We start from the raw sequence: 19,339 nt of genomic DNA, 5'->3' as shown, positions 1-19,339 counted from the left end.
AGCGGGGGTAATATTGTGACACAGGATTTCGGATTCGCGCCGGACGACCCGCAGCGCGCCGAGCGCGGCGAGGACACCATCCGCACGGTGCTGGGCATCCCTGCATTTCCGGCGGACTCGCCGTTCCGCGCGGCGAGCCGCGATTTCGTCTTTTCCGAGGTCTGGAGCCGTCCCGGACTCGACCGGCGCGCCCGGTACTGGATCACGCTGAGCTGCGCCTGCGCCGCGCGCTCGCCACTGGCCATCGAAACCTATATGCGCGCCGCGTTGCGGTCGGGCGAAATCACCCTGCCTGAACTGCGCGAATTCACGCTCCAGTTCGCGATCTTCCAGGGCTTCCCCAAAGCAGCCGAGGCGGAGATAATATTGGACAAGATTGCAAACGACGGAGCCGAAGACTGATGGCCATCCCTACTGCCCTGACGACCAACCTCAAAGTGCCGGTTGTGGCGGCACCTATGCTGATCGCCTCCACCACCGCCCTGACCATCGAGACCTGCCGGGCAGGCGCCATCGGCACGTTCCCGGCACTGAACGCCCGGTCAGTGGAGGAATATGACCAGTGGCTGAACACCGTGAAGGGTGCGCTGGGGCCAGAGGATGCCGCCTATGGCGTGAATCTGATCGTGGGCAAGGTCAACGCCCGCCTGGCGGACGATCTGGCAGTGACCGTGCGCCACCGGGTCCCCCTGGTGATCACCTCGTTCGGTGCGGACCGCGACGTGGTGAAGGCGGTGCACGATTATGGCGGGCTGGTCTTCCACGATGCCGCCAGCGCACGCCATGTCGAGATCGCGGCAGAGGCCGGGGTCGACGGTATCATCCTGCTGACCGCGGGGGCGGGTGGCCACTGCGGCTTCCTCAATCCCTTTGCCTTCATCGCCGACACGCGCAAACGCTATGACGGCGCCCTGCTCCTGGCAGGGGCGCTATCGACCGGGCGGGACGTGGCCGCCGCGATCGTGGCCGGGGCGGACCTGGCCTATATGGGCACACGCTTCCTGGCGACCGACGAAGCCAATGTCGATCCCGCGCACCGCGAGATGATCGTCGCCGCCGGCGCCTCGGACATCACCACCACTGCGGCGATGAGCGGCACCCCCGCCTCCTTCCTCAACGCCTCGCTGAAGCAGCACGGGCTCGATCCGAAGACCCTGGACCTGCGCCATCCGAAGGTGACCGTCGCGCCCGACGGAACGCCGATCAAGCCGTGGAAGGAAATCTGGTCGGCCGGCCAGGGTTCCGCCGGGATCGAGGATGTCCTGCCTGCGGGCCGTCTGGTCGAGCGGCTTGCCGCGGACTATCGGTCGGCGCTGGCAGCCGTGGCGCCATAATGCTCGCTGCGGAACGCATTGTCCGGTGCGAAGGCATCAACAATTTCCGTGATTTCGGCGGATGGCGGGCCGCAGACGGTGCACGCGTAGCCACCGGCCGCCTGTTCCGCAGCGCCCACCTGCATCGCGCCAGTGCCGCCGATCTTGATCGCATCGCCGGCGCAGGCATCACCACCGTTGCCGATCTGCGCCACCCCGGCGAGCGGCAGGCCCAGCCCAGCGCCTGGATCGGCCGGCTGCCGCTGCGCGCGATAGTTGCCGAAGAGGGCGGCGGCACCGAGGAAGCCCCGCATATCCTTGCCTTGCGGGCGAGCGATTTCGGCGCAGCCGCCATGCGGCGGTTCCTGGCGGACTATTATGAGACGATGGCGTACGAGCCGCAGCACATCGCGGTTTACACAGCCTATTTCGATGCCCTGGCCGACAATCCCGGCGCGACCCTGATCCATTGCGCGGCGGGCAAGGACCGAACCGGCATCCTGGCCTGGCTGACCCACCGCTTGCTGGACGTTCACCCCGACGATGCGCTGGAGGACTATCTGCTCAGCAATGTCGCCGGCAATCTGGCGGATCGCATGCCCCACATCCGCGCCTCCATGGAGCGGACCTACGGCCGGACGATCAGCGAGGAGGGGCTTACTGTCCTGTTGAGCGTGGAGCCGGACTACCTCCGGCGCTGCGAGGCCGGACTTGTCGCCACGTCAGGCTCGGTGAACGCCTATTTGGCAGATGTTCTGGATGTGGGCCCGGCAAAGGCCCAGCGAATTCGCGAAAGGTTGATGACATGACGACGACGATCGAGCTGACGCGGCAAGACGCCGTGGCCATCCTGCGGCTGGACCGGCCCCAGGTGCTCAACGCGATGAACGAGGCAATGGTGGGCGAGATCGAAGCCGCTCTCGACGAGGTGGAGGCCGACGGTCAGGTCGGCGCACTGGTCCTGGTCGGCACCGGCAGGGCATTCTGCGTTGGCTCCGACCTGAAGGAAGGCGGCAACGATCCCGCTGGGCGGATCGCACGGATGCACCGGATGATGCTGCGGCTCGACGCCTATCCGAAAGTCACCGTGGCCGCCTTCAACGGGCTGGCACTGGGTGGCGGCCTTGAACTGGGCATGGCCTGCACGCTGCGCGTCGCCGCCAGCGAGGCGCGTCTCGGCCTGCCCGAGATCACCCACTCACTGATGCCGGCCTATGGCGGAACCCAATTGCTGCCGCGACTCGTGGGCTATGCCACCGCCGCGCAGATGATGCTCTCGGGCGACATGATCGATGCGGCGCGCGCTGCGCAGATCGGTTTGGTCAACGATGTGGCGGACGACGCCTTGGCCGCGGCGATCGCGCTGGCCGAACGCTGCTCGCGCGGGGGAGCCGTCGCATCGCGCGAAATCCGCCGCGCGCTCAGCGCCGGTTGGGGCCGGCCCCTGGCGGAAGGGCTGGCGGGCGAGGCCGCCTCTGCCGAGCGCGTCGCGGGGAGTGCCGAGGCCAAGGCCGGGGTTGCCGCCTTTGGGGCAAAACATTAGACAATAGTCCAACCCGTGCCCATGAGGTGATCCGGGGACCGCAGCCCGCATTGCGCACGGCATTGCGTCGCGCCGTGCGCGCACGGTCATCAGCCCCAGCCGAAGGAGCATGTCGATTTGCCGATCCTGAACGTCCCGCCCGCAAACGGAGCTGCGCCCGCCACGATCGCCCGCGCGCCATGGTCCGTCCGACGCACCTCGACAATCGACACCTCCTGGCCACAGGGCCGGGACAAGGCGATGCACATGGTGGGCCATGCCCGCGATCTGCTGACACGAACGGTAGAGGCCGCGCCGACCATTCTGGCCGAAGACCGGTTCGTGGCCGAAGTTTCGCCCCAGCGCGAGATCATCACCGTCACGACCGAGCCGCCGCGATCGACCGCGGCGCTCGCGGGCGCCCGGGCCGGCAGCCAGCTACGCACCGCGATTGCGAACACGCTGGAGGACGAGCTTGTCCGCGGGACCCCGCTTTATCTGCTGCTCGACGACATTGCCGGGGCGAGTTTGGTCGCCCAATGGGGGGTGTTTCAGTGGTTCCGGGAGCCGACGATGCCGGCTGTCGTACAGACGCAGGGTGACGACCGGTTCACCAGAATGGAAGGCGTCTGCATCGGCTTCAGCCCGGATTCCCCGGTGATGGCCGGTGGCCCGGAGGATCGCATCAACTACCATGTCCCGGTCGAGCCGCTGGACGCCACGGCCGATCCCCATGCCTGGCACACCCTCTCCCCCCAGCAGGGCCCCGCGGCACGGCGCGCCCGCCGGATCGACCTGTGGTTCGACGGCGATCTCATCAGGGTCGATGCCCATTTTCAGGACAGTGCGCCGCTGCCCGAGGGCGGGCGCCTGGCGGTGCACGAATATCTGTTGCAGGCGACCATCGACCGGACGAGCATGACCGTGCAGTCGATCGTGGCGGACCCCCGTATCCTGCCGTTCCGCTACTGTCCGGCATCGACGCTCAGCGTCGATCGGCTGGTCGGTGTTCCGGTTGCCACGCTGCGCAAGACGGTGCTCGAAATGTTTGCGCGAACGCAGGGCTGCACCCACCTCAACGACATGATGCGCTCGCTTGCGGAAGTCCCGCAACTAAGCGCCGCCCTCGCCCAGGCGATTGCGGCGGGATAGCCCACCGCCGCACCGGGACCCTATTGCGTCTTTTCCAGGAATGACCATGACGACACCATATCCCCACCTGTTCGCGCCATTCACCGTCCGCGGACTGGATTTGCCCAATCGGCTGGTCATGGCGCCGATGTCCACCGAACTGGGGGGACGTGATGGCGGAGTGACACCGGACATGATCGCCTTTTACCGCGAACGTGCGGTGGGCGGCTTCGGCCTCATCATCGTGGAATATACCTGCGTTCAGCCCCACACCGGGCGGGCACATGAGTATCAGCTCACGCTGGAGGACCGCCGCAATGTCGACGGCCACCGGCGGCTGGTGGATACTCTGCATCAGGCGGGCGCGCGCGCCTTCATCCAGCTTCAGCATTCGGGGCAATATGCCACCCGCTCACTCTTGCCGGACGGTATGCCGGTGGGTCCCGGGGACTTGTTCTCCAAGAAGGACCCGGATCGCCAGACCTGCCGCGCGCTGTCGGGTGCCGAAGTGGTCGCCATGGCCGAATCCTTCGCGTCAGCCGCCGGGCTGGCGATCGAGGCAGGCTATGACGGGATCGAATTGCATGGGACGCACGGCTATCTGCTGAGCCAGTTCCTCTCGCCCTATTTCAATCGACGCGACGACGCATGGGGTGGGGATTTCGAACGGCGGATGGCCTTCCCGCTCGCGGTGATCGACGCGGTACGCGAACGTATCGGCGATCGGCCGCTCATCTACCGGCTCTCCGTGGACGAGTTCATGCAGGGCGGACTGACCATTTCCGACATGGAGCAGATCGCCCCCCGGCTCGTGGCCGCCGGGGTCGACCTGCTGCACTGTTCCTCCGGTCTGGGTATGGGCGCGGCATTCGAAACAGTGGTCGAGCCGATGTCCAGCCCGGAAGGGTGGCGCATCCCCTATGCGGCGCGGCTGCGCCGGGCGACCGGCGCGCCGGTGATCGCCGTGGGCCAGATCCGCTGGCCGGAAATGGCCGAGGAGGCAATCGCCGGAGAGCAGGCTGACCTGATCGCGCTTGGCCGCCCGACGCTGGCCGATCCCTTTTGGGCACAAAAGGCGCGTGCGGGCCGCCCCGATCTGATCCGGCCCTGCACATCGTGCAACTGGTGCCTGAATCCGCATCCTGGGCGCCATCAGGTCGGGTGCGCCGAAAACCCCCGGACGGGCACAGAGCTTGATCCGCCGATCCTCGCGGAAACCGGCAAGGGCCGCCGGGCAGTCGTGGTCGGGGCGGGGCCGGGTGGCATGGCGGCGGCCTTGCTGCTGGACCAGAGCGGCTTCGAAACCCATCTGTTCGAGCAGCGCCCGGTCGCCGGGGGCGGTATCGTCGCCTCGGCTACCCCGCCCGGCAAGGACAAGCTGTTCTGGTATTCGCGCTACCTGGTGGAGCGACTGAAGGACAGCGCGGTCAGCCAGCACCTGGGCCAGCGCGCCGAACTGGAACGGATCGCCGCGCTGGCGCCCGACATCGTCATCCTCGCCACCGGCACCAGGCCCATCGCCCTGCCTATCGCGGGTATAGATCATCCGATGACCATGGATGCCTATGACATTCTGATGGGCGATCGGGCGCTTGGGCTTGCGCCCCCGGCCCGCGTCGTGGTCTATGGCGGCGGCGAAACGGGGTGTGAAACCGCCGAGTTCTGCGCCGAAAAGGGTTTTGCTGTTACGCTGGTCAGTCGTTCCCCGGCGGACAGTCTGGCACGGTCGGCCGATCGTATCTATCGCGGCGCGCTGCTGCGGCGCCTGCATGCCAATCCCCGGGTGTCGATTCTGGACAACACCCATGTCCGCGCCGTCTCCGATGACGGAGTGCTTATCGAGACGCGCGGGGCGGACGGCACCGAAACCCGGCTGATCGAGGCCGACCGGCTGCTCCTGGCCCAGGGCCGGCAACCGGCCAATGCGCTGTATGACGCGCTGTCGGAGGCAGGCATTGCCGCGACGCTGGTCGGCGACAGCAGCCGGGTCGGGCGGATCGGCGATGCGGTACACATGGCCTATCGGGCGGTTCTGGCACTTCAGGCGCAGTTCGGGCCGATCGCGTCGGCGCGCTGCTGAGCCGGGCCATCCCGCTCTAGAGCGCGGGCATTCCGGGATCGCCGGCGGTGATCGCCGCGATCTTGGCCCGCACAAAGGCGTCGGGATCAGCAGCCCACTGGCGCACCAGGTCCCACAGCGCGTCGTCCGAGGGGATCAATATGCGGCCTTCCGCCATACCGCGGACAAAGACCTGCGCTGCCTCCTCGGCGGTCAACAGCTTGAGGTGCGAACCCGGCCCGCTCATCGGCGCGTTGGCGGACCAGTTGGTCATGGCCGCGGCGATCCCGGTACGCACCGGCCCCGGCACCAGGCAGGAAACCCTGACGCCGCGCGGTTCGCAGTATAGCGCCAGATTCTGGCTGAAATTGATCACCGCGGCCTTGGACGCGCCATAGGCCATGCGGGTCATCGCATAGGGATACATGCCGGCAAAGGACGCGGTGTTGGCAATATGCCCGCTGCCCCGAGCCAGCATCGCCGGCAGCACCGCCCGCACCCCCTTGACCACTGCGCCGTAATTCAGGCTTTCGATCCGTTCCCACTCCTCCGCCGGAACGTCCTCGGGAAGGCCGTTGAGGATGGCGCCGACATTGTTGATCAACAGGTCGACCGGCCCAAACCGCGTCTCGGCCTGCTGCACGACCGCGGCAATCGAGTCCGCGGAGCGGACGTCGGCCGCAAATCCCGCCGCCTCTCCGCCGTCGGCCACGATCGCGGCGGCGGTGGCCTGGGCGGCGGCCAGATCGATATCCCCGATCGCCAGCCGGGCACCGCTTCCCGCCATCTCGCGGGCGAGCGCCTGGCCGATACCCTTGGCGCCGCCCAGGATCAGCGCGTGGCGACCCGCAAACGCAGTGGCGGCGGAATTGGCCGCCAAGGAGATGTTCGTCTGCTCAGTCATGCCCGTTCTCCATGGCGTGCGCGGCGCGGCCAGGGGGCTGGCAGGCACGATAGATCACCTCTCCCCCGACCAGCGTCGCCATCACCTTGGCCCCGGCCAAGTCCTGACGTAGCGCAGTCCAGTCCTGCTCCAGCAGGCACAGGTCGGCCGGCGCGCCCGGTGCCACATCGCGCCGGCGCCACAACGCAACCGGATCCGCCAGGAACAGGTCGAGCGCCGCTTCAGGGGTCAGGGCCTCAGCCAGGCCCAGCGCGGCGCCGGTCGCGGTACGCCGGGCCACTGCGGCAGCCATCGCCGCCCAGGGATCGGCCATGCCGAACGGAGCATCGGTGCCCCCGGCCAGCGTCACCCCCGCGGCCAGAAAGGATTGCAACCGGTAGAGGCTGGCCCACTCGCCCGAGGGGATCGCGGAGCGATAGGCGTCGCCCCGCTCTGTCACGAAATTGGGCTGGGTGACGACGGCAAGGCCCATCTGCGCGATCTGCGCCACCAGCACGTCAGGCGCGACAGAGGCATGTTCGATCCGATCGTGACGCTTCGGCCCGGCCTCACTCAACGCGGCCAGGGCGAACACCAGTTCGGTTTCGGTGACGCAATGGACCGCCACCCCCCGCCCCGCGCCATGGGCTGCGCGCACGGCATCCACCAGTTCCTCATATTCGGGCAGATGCGCTTCGTGCAGATGGACCTTGAACGGGCCTGAAACCAGTCGTGGGCCAGGGACCAACCCCGCGAGTTCGGGCCGGCCGGCCACCACTAGCCGCTGCGCCAGCGCGCCCGATTTCTGCTGCGCGGCAAAGTGCCCGGCATCGGCCAGGCCGTTCTGCGGGTTCATGTCGGTCAGCCCGGTCACACCCCAGCGGCTCCACTGCCGCGAGACCTCGGTCAGGTCCGGCCGTGTACCCGCCAGCGCCTCGCGCAGCCAGTCATCGGCGTCAAAGAGCCGGCCGGTGGCCAGGTCCAGCGCAGGCGGAGGATCGTTGTCGGCCAGCAGCAGGTCGAGCCCCCGGCTGTTGAATATCCACAAGCGGCCCGAACGGTGCTGGATCCGTGCCGGTCGTCCGGGCACCGCCGCATCGAGCCAGGCCCGGTCGATCTGGCCCGCAACGCTTTCGTGATAGCTGATACCGCGCAGCCACCCGGTGCCAGACGCCCCTTGGAGCGCCCGTGCCAGCCCCGCCGCATCGGTCACGTCCGGCGGCCCGCAGCGCACCGACGCGCGCGCCGCCGCCGTCGCCGCGATATGGACATGGTGATCGTGCAGCCCCGGCAACAGAAGCCCGCCGCGCGCGTCAAGATCAGTCCGACGCCCCGGCACATGCGCAGCCACATCCGCGATCCGGCCGGCGGCCACGGTCACATCGACCAGCCAGCCATCACGCAGCCGCGCCGCGCCGATCACCATGTCGCCAATGCCTGCCGCCATTGCCCGCCAGTCCTCGCCCACATCGTCGCCGCCCCTGCCCTTTCGGGACTTGGCCGGCGATTGTCCAGCGGCGCATGCCGCTGCATGGAGTGCCCGGACAGTGGCATCGTCCCGCCCCGGCCGCAACCTAGATACTAGACAGATGTCTAACTAATCCGCCATGATGCCCGCACGGAACAGGCCGCGGGCGGCGGTGAAGGATCGGGAGACGTGGGATGGACAGTCTGTTTGACTTTACCGGCAAGGTGGCGCTGGTCACCGGCGGCAGCCGCGGGCTTGGTCTCGAAATGGTGCGCGCTCTCGCCGTGCGCGGCGCCGATGTGGTGATCACCAGCCGCAACGAAGCGGCCTGCGAGGATGTGGCGCGCGAGATCCGGGCGCTGGGCCGTCGCGCCTTGGCGATTGGCGCACATGCCGGAAAATGGCCCGAGATCGATCGCATGATCGAGCGCGCCTATGCCGAGTTCGGTCGTGTGGATATCGCCATCAACAATGCCGGCATGGGTCCGGCCATGCCCAGCCCCGACGTGACCGAAGAACTGTTCGACAAGATTCTGGGCCTGAACTTCAAGGGTCCGTTCCGCCTTGCCGCGCAGGTCGGCAAGCGGATGATGGAGGGCGAGGGCGGCGTGATCATCAACGTGTCATCCTCAGGCGCGCTGGTGCCGTTGCCGGGCGTGGTCCCGTACAGCGGCGCCAAGGCTGCGCTGAATGCGATGAGTCGGTCGCTGGCGGCCGAATTCGCCCCAAAGGTGCGGGTCAACACCCTGTCCGCAGGTCCGTTCCTGACCGACATCGCCAAGGCCTGGACGCCGGAAATGCGCGAGACGAGCAGCAACCTGCTGCATCGCCCGGGCCAGCCGCACGAAGTGGTGACAGCCGCACTGGCACTTGCAAGCCCGCATTCCAGCTATATCACCGGCGCGCTGCTGCAGGTGGACGGGGGCCTGTAGCGCCCTCTCCCCCCGTCCCGCCCCTGTTATAGTGCCGCGGCGCCCCTCGCCTCGACGATGTCGAGATTAACGTCGCGCGGCAGGGTGAGGATCGCCAGCAGGGTCTGTGCCACCGAATGTGCACTGAACAGCTTGCCGGTGAACTGGAAAAAGCCGCCAGCCGTGGCTGCGGCCGCGAAGTCCGCCGCCCGCTGCTGATCCCAATCCCTGCTGATCGTGCCGCTGTCGAGCCCACCGATCCGCAGCACCGATACCCGCGTGCCCTGCGGCCGCAATTCGCCGCGCAGCGCAGCGGCCAGCCCCTCAAGCCCGGCCTTGGACGCCACATAGAGCGACATGAAGGGAAAGGGCATGCGCACGGATTCGGAGGAGACGAACACCAGATCGCCCCCCTCTGCCTTGCGCAGCCAGGGAATGGCCGCCGAAGTCGCATTGGCCGGACCCAGCACGTTGACGGCGAATTCGCGCTGGATGTCTGCGGACGACGCTTCCTCCACCGTCAGCAGCGAGGCCGTTCCGGCGTTGTGGACAACCGTGTCGATCCGGCCGTAACGCTCGCCCACCCGGTCGATCGCCGCACGCACGGCCGCAGGGTCGGCCAGGTCGCATGGCAGGGCGAGGGTGTCCTCGCCCAGCAGCGCCTGCACGTCGTCGAGATCGGCCGAGGGACGGGCCATAGGCACCACCGTCGCGCCGCTCGCGTGCAGAGTCTGCACCAGCGCCCGTCCGAGCCCGCGCGATGCCCCCGTGACCACGACGATCTTGCCGTCCAGGGGCCTGCCCACGTCTGCCGTCATGCAGTCTGCCCAGCCTCTGCGAGCAACTTCTGCATATCGATTGCACCGGTCATCACACCACCATGGAAGCCGCCATCGACCGGCAAGCACACACCGCTGATGAAGCTGGCCGCGTCGGAATTGAGCAGGACCAGCGGATTGCCCTGCTCCTCCGGTGTCGAGCGACGACCCGACGGAATGCAAAACAGCTCCAGCACCGCGGCGCTGACGACATTTTCGAAGGCCGCCATCATCGGCGTCTGAGTTGGGCTCGGCATGGTCGCGTTGGCGCGGATGCCCCGCCCGCCGATCTCATAGGCGAGCAGACAGGTCCAGGCGTTGACCAGCTCCTTCGAAAGGGCATAGCCGTCCTGCACCTCATCGGGATGGGCGGCAAGCCAGTCCAGGAATTGCTGCTTGTCCGAAATCGCGATCAGCTCACGCAACAGCGGCATCCGCTGGAGATAGCCCATGCCGCCCAGCGACGAGATCGTCGCGATCGCCCCGCCGGAACGGATATGCGGTAGCCACTGTTCGGTCCAGTGACGGATGCCCAGGAAGTTGACCGACACCACATCGGCGGGCGGGAACGTCTGCGGCAGGCCAGCGCAATTGAACAGGGCATCGATTTCGCCGCCGATGCTGGCGACCGCCTGGTCGATCGAGGCCCAGTCCTTCAAGTCGACATGGGTAAACGAGGCCAGCGGCGCCGGCGACGGCTTGATGTCCGCACCGTGGACTTCCGCCCCGAGGGCCACCAACTGCCGCGCGCAGGCTTCGCCCATGCCCGAAAAGCAGCCGACGATCGCCACACGCTTACCTTTGTACGAAAACAAGTCGCTCACAATAGCTCTCCGGAGTAAAGGGCGCACACCGACGCCGCCATTTATAGTTGTCTGAATGAACCCGCAGCACGCGCCCTGCCCGCACTGCGACTGAGTCTACCATTCGATATGGAGGTTGCGGACCGACCGCAGGCCGGGATAGGCCTCCCGGCTGTCCTTCTCGGCGATGCGGAACAGGGGCACACGACGGAACCATTCCTCCAGCGCGACGCGCAACTCGCGGCGCGCCAGATGCGAGCCGAGGCAACGGTGCGGACCGCCGGCGAGAGTGAAATGGCGGTTCGGCTGGCGGTCGAGCCTGACGGTGCGAGGATCGTCAAACTCGGCCGGATCGAAATTGCCGACGGTGACGAGGCACTTGACCCAGTCGCCCTGCTTGATCGTCTGACCATGCCATTCGAAATCCTGCTTCACCAGTCGCAGGGAATTGACCAGCGGATGGACCCGCAGCATCTCCTCCACCGCTTCCGTCAGCATCTCGGGATGGTCGCGCAGCGTCTGCTGCATGGCCGTATCGATGCTCAGGCGCCGGAACATGAAGGCAAGGCTCGACGCGACCGTATCCAGGCCACCGAGCCAGAGGAAAAACACCGTTCCCATGATTTCATCGTCGGTGATCGGCCGGTCGCCGATCTGCCCCTCGACAATGCGGGACACCAGGGCGCCGTTTGGATTGGCTTGCTGATCCGCGATAAAGCCACGCAGATAGGCGATAATCTCCCGCACCGCCTCTGTCGCCGCAGCGAAATCGCCGCTGTGCAGGATCAGATGTTCCCATTCCAGGAACTGCTCGAACATCACGGCCGGGAAGCCCATGAGATCCATAAAGACCCGAACGGGATAGACACGCGCAAAATCCCACGCAAAATCCGCCTCGCCATGGTCGATCACGGCGTCGATGAGCGTATTGGCGCTGGCGCGGATAGACTTCTCGAGCGCGTCGATCGCCTTGGGCGAAAAATAGGGGTTCAGCAGCGCCCGATATTTCATGTGCTCGGGCGGATCGACGCCGAGCGGAATGGTCGGCCAGGTTTCGCCCACCATCATCTGGAAACCGGCCGCGCCCTTCGTCGAGAACAGGTCGGAATCCTGATAGACGCGGGCGATATCCTCATAACGGCTGACGACCCAGCACCCGACATCCTTCTGGCCGGGAACCGCATCCGGTATCCACATCAGCGGGGGATAATTGCCGGTAAGCACCGCCTCCGTATCCCGGTACGGCTCATCATAGGTGACGGGTAGATGCCCTTCTGCCCAACGCAGATCATATACGAGATGGGCCGGAACGTGGGCGGGACGATTGCCGTCCAGTTCCCGTTCCATGGCCACCGGATCCGACACCATGACATCCACTCCCCTAGCTGATGCTATTTTTGACAGCGTATCAAGTACCGGCACCCCTTTCAAGATGTGATGTCGGCGGGGCCAGGAAAGTGGCGCAAATCAAGAGCAAAAAAGGGAGGCATCGCCGCGCGATACCGGCGGCATCGACGGCAACGGGCATCCGGGAGCCTTTGGACAGGACAAAGAAAAACGGGGCAGCCGGATGTCCGGCTGCCCCCCATTGCATCAAATCGCAAACGGATCAGAAGCGAACCGTAGCCGTCATGCCGTAGGTGCGCGGCTCACGCAGCATGGCGCGACCGAGCTGAACGCCCGGAATGGGAAGGCTGTTCACAAAGTCCTTCAGGCCGCTCAGGTTCTTGCCCCACAGGGTCAGGTCCAGCTTGCCATCCAGCACGGTCAGCGTGGCGTTCGCGTTGATTAAGACATGCTGCTTGTCCATGCCCGCATAGGTATAGCCAGCGGCATCCGCAGCCGTCGTGGGCTGACCATTCACGGCATCGAAGTAGTTGCCGTTGGCATCCTGATAGAAGCCCTGCGGATAGTTGTACTGCGACGACTGATAAATGAAGTCGGACCGCAGCGACAGCTTGTTCTCGCCGATGTTGCCCGACCACTGCGGCGAAACCGTGGCAGTCCAGCGCGGCGTGAGCTGGAACGGCTCGTTGCGACGATCGAAGCCATTGAAGTCGATGAACGAGACATATTTCGGCTTGGTATAGGCAGCAGTGACATTCAACTGGAAGCCATGGCCCAGGATGGCGGCCGCTTCGAGTTCGCCGCCGTAGATGTCCACAACACCGGCGTTCGAGGTGACCGTCGACACCACGCTGTTCTGGACGACCGTAGTATTACGCTGCACGCCCTTCGAACGGGTGTAATAGACTGCCAGGTTGACGCGCAGCTTGCGGTCGAAGAACTCGCTCTTCACGCCGCCTTCGTAGCTGTACACCGTTTCCGGCTGGAACGGCAGCAGCGAGGCGGGCACGCCACCCACGCCGCGCAGCACCAGGCCGCCGCTGCGGAAGCCCTTGGCCGTCTTCAGATAGACCAGGATGTCGTCCGTGGCCTGGTAATCAACCGACGCGGTATAGGCCACGCCGCTGAACGTTGCACTGCGCTTGAACGGGCAACCCTGGGTCGGGAAGGCGCAGACGAAGTTCACGATGGAGGTGTCATCGACGACGTAGGTGCCGTTGTTGGACGTCAGGCTACGCTTGTCGCGGGACCAGCGAACGCCGCCGGTGAACGAGAGCTTGTCGTTCACATGATAGGTCGACTGCGTGTAGAAGCCGACACTCTTGCTATCGATGTCACCGTAAGAACTGGTGACCTTGCGCAGACCGGGGTTCGGAGCGCCAAGGGCAGACAAGGCCGTAAATGTCGAAGCCGGCGTATCGTCATGTCCATATTCGTGGAAGAGGAAGGCGCCGAAAGCGAAATCGAGCTTGTTGTCGAGTGCCTTACCGGTGACGGTCAGCTCGCCCGACCACTGCTTCATCGCCTGGTTGTTGGTGAGGCCGTACTTGCTGAGGCCGAGCGAGTCGAGAATCTCGACATTCGAGGCATCGTTATCACCGTCTATGAACAGCGAGTTCGTCCGGCGATACCCGCCGATCGCCTTGATCTCGCCGAAGTCCGTGCCCAGCGTAGCCGTGGTCGTGTAGGTCTCGGCCGTCAGGATGGAGTGCGGCAGCGAGCTGAGAGAGACATTGTAGCGGTCCGTGCCGGTCTGTTGTAGCAGAATTGCGTTGCCCCGCGTCTTGCACGCCACCGGATCAGCAAAGCAGCCCGCCGCGCCAAGTGCCTCAAGACCAGCCTCCAGGCCCGCGTTGCCGCGCGGGTTGCCGTTCGGGCTGGCATAGGCAAGCCGGCCCGGATCGATGTAGCTGTCGGTCTTGAACTTGTCCGCGGAGAACAGGATCTTGAACCTGTCCGACGGCTGGATCAGCAGCTTGCCGCGGAAGGTGTAATCATTCAGGTCGCCGATCATCCGGCCGCTGTTCACCTCGCGCACATAGCCGTCGCGGCGATTGCCCGAATAGGCGAAGCGGGCCGCAATCTTGTCCTCGATGATCGGCACGTTCAGAACCGCCGTCAGCGACTGCTGGTTGAAGCGGCCGTAGGTGCCCGACAGCGAACCCGACAGGCCATCGGTGAAGCTGGGATCGTTGGTGTTGATCAGGATGGCGCCGCCCGTCGTGTTACGGCCGAACAGGGTGCCCTGCGGACCCTTCAGCGCCTGGAAGTTGGCAACATCGACCAGGGTGGCCGTCAGACCATAAGCGCGCGCCCAGTAGACACCATCCACATAGGTGCCGACCGAGGGGTCGATGGTCGCCAGCGTATCCTGCTGCACCTGACCGCGCATCTGGATAAGGACGGCCGCCGTGTTGGTCTGTGCCGGGGCGAACTGCAGGCCCGGCGTCAGCGTCGCCACGTCGGGCAGCGTGCGGGCATTCTGCTTGATCAGCTCCGCGCCGCTATAGGCGGTGACCGCAACCGGCACACGCTGGATATTTTCCGAGACCTTGCGCGCGGTGACGACGATATCCTCGAGCTGAGCGTTCGGCTCAGCGGTATCCGCGGCGGTCTGCGCCACCGCGGGCGCGGCCAGGCAACCGACCGCGAGAGCCACAATCGATGCGACTCCACTCAATCCAATACGATCCATAAGCCCCTCACTCTCCCAAACGCCGGTAACATTTACCGGATTGAAACCTTATGGCGCTCTGTCGTGCAGGCGGGCCTTGTTCTTCGGTCCCTGTTTAGGGTGATCTGACAGAAGCGTCAATCGCGGTGCAGACTTCTGATATTTTCCGACAAATCGTGGCACGCCTGCAACATGGCCACGGCCGGCCCCCGATTTCGCCGTTGACGCCCTGATCGACAACCTATTGATATAACTTGGCTTTGGCTCCGGGCCAAAAAAAGGGCAGCCGGAAATCCGGCTGCCCCATTTCGAACTTGCCCCGATCAGTTGATCAGAACGAGACCTTCGCGGTCAGACCATAGGTCCGCGGTTCGCGCAACATGACGCGGCCCATCTGCAGGCCGGGAATCGTCAGGCTGTTCTGGAAGTCCGTCAGGTTCGTCAGGTTCTTGCCCCACAGGGTCAGGTCCAGCTTGCCATCCAGCACGGTCAGGGTTGCGTTCGCGTTGACCAGCACATGCGCCTTGTCGGTGGTCGCATCATTGTACCCGGCGGCATCCGTGGCCGAAGCGGCCTGCCCCGTGGCCGAGTCACGCCAGGTCCCGCTATTGTCCTGATAGAAGCCCTGGGGATAGTTATACTGCGACGACTGATAGGCAAAGTCCGCGCGCAGCGAGAGCTTGTTCTCGCCGATGTCGCCCGACCACTGCGGAGAGACCGTTGCGGTCCAGCGCGGGGTGAGCGGGAACGGCTCGTGACTGCGGTCGACCCCGTTGTAATCGATGAAGGAGACGTACTTGGGCTTGGTGTAGCCAGCAGTCGCGCTGATCTGGAAACCATGTCCCAGCAGTGCGGTCGCGTCGAGTTCGGCGCCGTACACATCCACCACGCCGGCGTTCGAAATCACGGTCGCAATGGTGTTGTTGGCCCCGACCACAGCCGTGCTGCGCTGCGCGTCCTTGGTGTGGGTGTAATAGGCCGCCAGGTTAATGCGCAGCCGGCGATTAAAGAGCTCGCTCTTCACGCCGCCCTCATAGCTGTAGACGACTTCCGGCTGGAACGGCAGCAGCGAGGCAGGCACCGCAGCCACGCCGCGCAGCGCCAGGCCGCCGCTGCGGAAGCCCTTCGCCGTCTTCAGGTAGACCAGCACGTCGTCCGTGGCCCGGTAATCGACCGAGGCCGTATAGGCAACGCCGCTGAACGAGGCGCCGCGTGCGGCGGGGCACTGAGGAAAGGCGCAGGTAAACGCCAACGAGTTGTCGGCGTTGACGAAATAGGTGCCGCCGCTCGACACCAGCGACCGCTTGTCGCGCGACCAGCGGATGCCGCCCGTGATCGAAAGCTTGTCGGTCGCGTGGTAGGTCGCCTGAGAGTAGAAGCCGATGCTCTTCGTATCGACCTGGCCGTAGTAGCTGGTGATGCTGCGGCGGCCGGCATTGTCCGGGCTCAGCTTCGACACTTCGATCAGCGTCGATGACGGGGTATCGTCATGACCAAATTCGTGGAACAGGAAGCCGCCGGCGGCATAGTCCAGCCTGTTGTCGAGCGCCTTGCCGGTGACCGTCAATTCGCCCGACCACTGCTCCATCACCTGGGCATTGTACAGGCCATACTGGGACACCCCGCCCGCATAGAGAATACGCGCGCTGGACGCATCGTCGTCGGTATCGGTGAGCACCGAGTCCGTCTTGCGGTAGCCGCCGATTGCCTTGACCTCGCCGAACGAGGTGCTCAGCGTCGCCGTGGCGCTGTAGGTCTGCGAGGTCAGCACCGAGTGCGGGGTCGAACTGAGCGAGGCGTTGAACTGGTCCTGACGCAGGGTCACGTCGCGGGCAAGAATGGCATTGCCCGCGCCGACGCAAGCAGCCTGATCAGCAAAGCAGCCGGCAGCACCCAGGGATTCAAGCCCGGCTTCGAGCGAGGCAAACCCGTTCGGGCTGAAATAGCCCAGCCGGCCCGGATCGATGAAGGTGTCAGTATGGAACTTGTCGGCCGACAGCAGCAGCTTGAAGGTGTCCGTGGGCTTGATCAGAACCTTGGCGCGAACCGTGTAGTCGTTCAGGTTGCCGATCATCCGGCCGCTGTTCACCTCGCGCACATAGCCATCGCGGCGATTGCCCGAATAGACGAAACGGGCCGCAATCTTGTCCTCGATCACCGGCACGTTCAGAACGCCCGTCAGCGACTGCTGATTGAAGCGGCCGTAGGTGCCCGACAGCGAACCCGACAGACCATCGGTGAAGCTGGGATCGTTGGTGTTGATCAGAACCGCACCGCCCGTCGTGTTACGACCGAACAGCGTGCCCTGGGGACCCTTGAGCGCCTGGAAATTGGCCACATCGACCAGCGAGGCGGTCAAACCGTAAGCGCGCGCCCAGTAAATGCCATCGACATAGGTGCCGACCGAGGGATCGACCGTCGCCAGCGTGTCCTGCTGAAGCTGGCCGCGCATCTGGATGAGGACGGCCGCGGTGTTGGTCTGCGCGGGGGCGAACTGCAGGCCCGGCGTCAGCGTCGCAACTTCCGGCAGGGTGCGCACATTCTGCTTGGCCAGTTCGGCGCCGCTGTAGGCGGTAATCGCGATCGGCACGCGCTGGACATTTTCCGAGACCTTGCGCGCGGTCACCACGATATCCTGCAACTGATCGGGCGCTTCGGCGCCATCCGCGGCAGTCTGGGCCATCGCCGGCGCAACCATGCAGCCGACCGCGAGAGCCGCAACCGAGGCGACCCCGCGCAATTTAGTACGAGTCATGAACAATCACTCCCCTTGCGCCGGACAATTCCTGTCCGCCTTGCAACAGATGCGGATGCGGTCACACGGGCATGCGCGACAACTTATCCTGCGGCGCGAACTAGTTGGTCTTGACGATAGCGTCAACTCATGGACACGGCCTCGGAAGTTTTCGTCGGGGTGTTGCAATTTGGCAGCACATAGCCGCCGTCTCGCCGGCTCCCGTCAGGCGCGTGCCGGCAATGCACGCGGTAACGCCATGGCGGTCGCCAGGCCCGCCACGCAGACCGCGGAGATGAAGGCAAAGGCCGTGAGATAGGCGCCCTTCGCATCTACCGCCTCCGCAGCAACCGTTGCGACGGTAGCAGCCCCCAGCAAGATGGTCATGACCTGCGAACCGCAGGCATGGGCAATCGACCGCAGCGCGACGTTGACGCCCAGCGCCTCGCTGACCCGCCCCGGCGGGGCAATGCGCGCGATCTGGTTGGCGACCCCGACAAAGGCCACGGTGGTTCCGATCGAACTCAGGATGATGACGCCGACGATCGGCCAGAAACTGGCGTAGCCCAGGAACATCGCCAGCCAGGACGCCAGATTGGCCGCGAAGCCGAACAGAATCACCCGGCGCTCGCCGATCGAGGCGCACATCTGTCCGGCCAGCGGCGAAACAATCACTGAACCGAGATTGCCGGGTATCTTCAGGACGCCCGCGGCCGCCGCGGTCAGGCCCAGACCGATGCCGGTGGCCGGAGCCTGCTGCAGCAGCAGCATCATGAGCAGGGTCAATTGGAATGGCCCCAATGCGACCAGCGCGATCGCCAGGTGCGTCAACGCCATTTCCCGGCGGAAAAGCAACCTCACGTCGAGCAGCGGATCGGGGTGGCGCAGTTCGTGTCGGACCCAAAAGGCCAACAGCAGGACCACACAAGCCCCTTCGCCCAGGGTCGCCAGGCCAAGGCCACCCGTGCCGATTCGACTGATGACCAGCAGCAGCCCGGCGGCGCCGGCGGCAAAGAGCACGCCACCCGCGATGTCCAGCCGGCGTACCGCCGCCTGTGCCGCCTTGCCGGACGGCAACAGGGCCACCGCCAGCAGGGCCGCGGCGGCGGCCATAGCCGCGCTCAGCCAGAACAGGCTGCGCCAGCCGAGATGGTCGACCACCAGGCCACCAATTACCAGGCCGGCGATCGCCCCGACCGATGTGGCCCCGATCAGCAAGCCGCCGCAGAGCGCATGGCGCTGCGCCGGAATCGCCTCGCGCACGATGCCGTAGCAAAGCGGCATCACCGCGCCGGCCACCCCCTGCAACGCCCGGCCGCCGACGATCCAGTCCGGGTCCGGATGCGCGGCACTCAGCGCAGAACCAATGGCCGCCGTGCCGATGGCGCCGACGATCACCCGTTTGCGCCCGAACAGATCGCCCAGCCGGCCCAGGATCGGTGCCGCCACCGACGACACCAGCAGATAAGTCGTGACCAGCCACGCCACAGCCACCGGATCGCGCAGGTCGGCATAAAGCGCCTTCAGAGCAGCCAGGATCATCTGAGTCTCGAACGTCGCTGTCACGTCCGCGACGATCAGCACGGCGATGATCAGCGGCCACGGCAGCGCGGGCCGTGCAGGCATCTTCTCCATCCGCTATCCTCGCCTATCCGGCCCCACGGCCGGCCCAATTC

At 65.7% G+C, this 19,339-nt stretch carries 15 protein-coding genes; 7 read left to right on the top strand and 8 right to left on the bottom strand.

Annotation, left to right across the window (positions count from 1 at the left end; translation table 11 throughout):
- Positions 1 to 15: 15 nt before the first annotated feature.
- From ACETPF_RS14825 to ACETPF_RS14800, 6 genes are all read left to right on the top strand, one after another.
- The gene (locus ACETPF_RS14825) at positions 16 to 402 is read left to right on the top strand and encodes a carboxymuconolactone decarboxylase family protein (protein ID WP_373935319.1); all 387 of its coding nucleotides are present in this window, start codon (positions 16 to 18) and stop codon (positions 400 to 402) included.
- Positions 402 to 1,334: an NAD(P)H-dependent flavin oxidoreductase gene (locus ACETPF_RS14820; RefSeq protein WP_373935318.1), complete on the top strand. Its 933-nt coding sequence runs from the start codon at positions 402 to 404 to the stop codon at positions 1,332 to 1,334. The genes ACETPF_RS14825 and ACETPF_RS14820 overlap by 1 nt, the downstream gene beginning before the upstream one ends.
- Complete coding sequence (locus ACETPF_RS14815) at positions 1,334 to 2,122, top strand: tyrosine-protein phosphatase (RefSeq protein ID WP_373935317.1); 789 nt, start codon at positions 1,334 to 1,336, stop codon at positions 2,120 to 2,122. Before ACETPF_RS14820 ends, ACETPF_RS14815 begins: the two co-directional genes overlap by 1 nt.
- Positions 2,119 to 2,856 carry an enoyl-CoA hydratase/isomerase family protein gene (locus ACETPF_RS14810; protein WP_373935316.1) on the top strand — a complete coding sequence of 246 codons (738 nt, stop codon included), beginning with the start codon at positions 2,119 to 2,121 and terminating at the stop codon, positions 2,854 to 2,856. Before ACETPF_RS14815 ends, ACETPF_RS14810 begins: the two co-directional genes overlap by 4 nt.
- 117 nt (positions 2,857 to 2,973) lie before the next feature.
- The gene (locus ACETPF_RS14805; protein WP_373935315.1) at positions 2,974 to 3,987 is read left to right on the top strand and encodes a DUF2889 domain-containing protein; all 1,014 of its coding nucleotides are present in this window, start codon (positions 2,974 to 2,976) and stop codon (positions 3,985 to 3,987) included.
- A 46-nt stretch (positions 3,988 to 4,033) separates the two neighbouring features.
- Positions 4,034 to 6,046: an oxidoreductase gene (locus tag ACETPF_RS14800; RefSeq protein WP_373935314.1), complete on the top strand. Its 2,013-nt coding sequence runs from the start codon at positions 4,034 to 4,036 to the stop codon at positions 6,044 to 6,046.
- 16 nt (positions 6,047 to 6,062) lie between these two features.
- Here ACETPF_RS14800 and ACETPF_RS14795 read toward each other — a convergent pair whose 3' ends face one another.
- Entirely contained in the window at positions 6,063 to 6,929 is an 867-nt protein-coding gene (locus tag ACETPF_RS14795) for an SDR family NAD(P)-dependent oxidoreductase (RefSeq protein WP_373935313.1), read from the bottom strand.
- Positions 6,922 to 8,355 carry an amidohydrolase family protein gene (locus tag ACETPF_RS14790; protein WP_373935312.1) on the bottom strand — a complete coding sequence of 478 codons (1,434 nt, stop codon included), beginning with the start codon at positions 8,353 to 8,355 and terminating at the stop codon, positions 6,922 to 6,924. The genes ACETPF_RS14795 and ACETPF_RS14790 overlap by 8 nt, the downstream gene beginning before the upstream one ends.
- Before the next feature lie 245 nt (positions 8,356 to 8,600).
- Here ACETPF_RS14790 and ACETPF_RS14785 point away from each other — a divergent pair, with 245 nt between their 5' ends.
- Complete coding sequence (locus tag ACETPF_RS14785; protein ID WP_373935311.1) at positions 8,601 to 9,308, top strand: SDR family NAD(P)-dependent oxidoreductase; 708 nt, start codon at positions 8,601 to 8,603, stop codon at positions 9,306 to 9,308.
- Positions 9,309 to 9,334: 26 nt separating this feature from the next.
- On the opposite strand, the gene ACETPF_RS14780 is transcribed toward ACETPF_RS14785, so the two are convergent.
- The 6 genes from ACETPF_RS14780 to ACETPF_RS14755 form a co-directional block, all read right to left on the bottom strand.
- Complete coding sequence (locus ACETPF_RS14780) at positions 9,335 to 10,105, bottom strand: SDR family oxidoreductase (protein ID WP_373935310.1); 771 nt, start codon at positions 10,103 to 10,105, stop codon at positions 9,335 to 9,337.
- On the bottom strand, positions 10,102 to 10,929 hold the full coding sequence (locus tag ACETPF_RS14775) for a coniferyl-alcohol dehydrogenase (protein WP_373935309.1): 828 nt from the start codon (positions 10,927 to 10,929) through the stop codon (positions 10,102 to 10,104). Before ACETPF_RS14775 ends, ACETPF_RS14780 begins: the two co-directional genes overlap by 4 nt.
- 96 nt (positions 10,930 to 11,025) lie before the next feature.
- Positions 11,026 to 12,276, bottom strand: coding sequence for a cytochrome P450 (locus ACETPF_RS14770; RefSeq protein ID WP_373935308.1), 1,251 nt, complete (start codon positions 12,274 to 12,276; stop codon positions 11,026 to 11,028).
- A 241-nt stretch (positions 12,277 to 12,517) separates the two neighbouring features.
- Positions 12,518 to 14,950, bottom strand: a complete 2,433-nt coding sequence (locus tag ACETPF_RS14765) for a TonB-dependent receptor (RefSeq protein ID WP_373935307.1) — start codon at positions 14,948 to 14,950, stop codon at positions 12,518 to 12,520.
- A 310-nt stretch (positions 14,951 to 15,260) separates the two neighbouring features.
- Positions 15,261 to 17,612 carry a TonB-dependent receptor gene (locus tag ACETPF_RS14760; protein ID WP_373935306.1) on the bottom strand — a complete coding sequence of 784 codons (2,352 nt, stop codon included), beginning with the start codon at positions 17,610 to 17,612 and terminating at the stop codon, positions 15,261 to 15,263.
- Between the two features lie 276 nt (positions 17,613 to 17,888).
- Positions 17,889 to 19,298, bottom strand: coding sequence for an MFS transporter (locus ACETPF_RS14755; protein ID WP_373935305.1), 1,410 nt, complete (start codon positions 19,296 to 19,298; stop codon positions 17,889 to 17,891).
- Between the last annotated feature and the right edge of the window lie 41 nt (positions 19,299 to 19,339).

It is taken from the genome of Sphingobium agrisoli, assembly GCF_041877245.1.
Taxonomy (GTDB): Bacteria; Pseudomonadota; Alphaproteobacteria; order Sphingomonadales; family Sphingomonadaceae; genus Sphingobium.
This window is presented reverse-complemented; position numbering and strand designations above follow the sequence as displayed.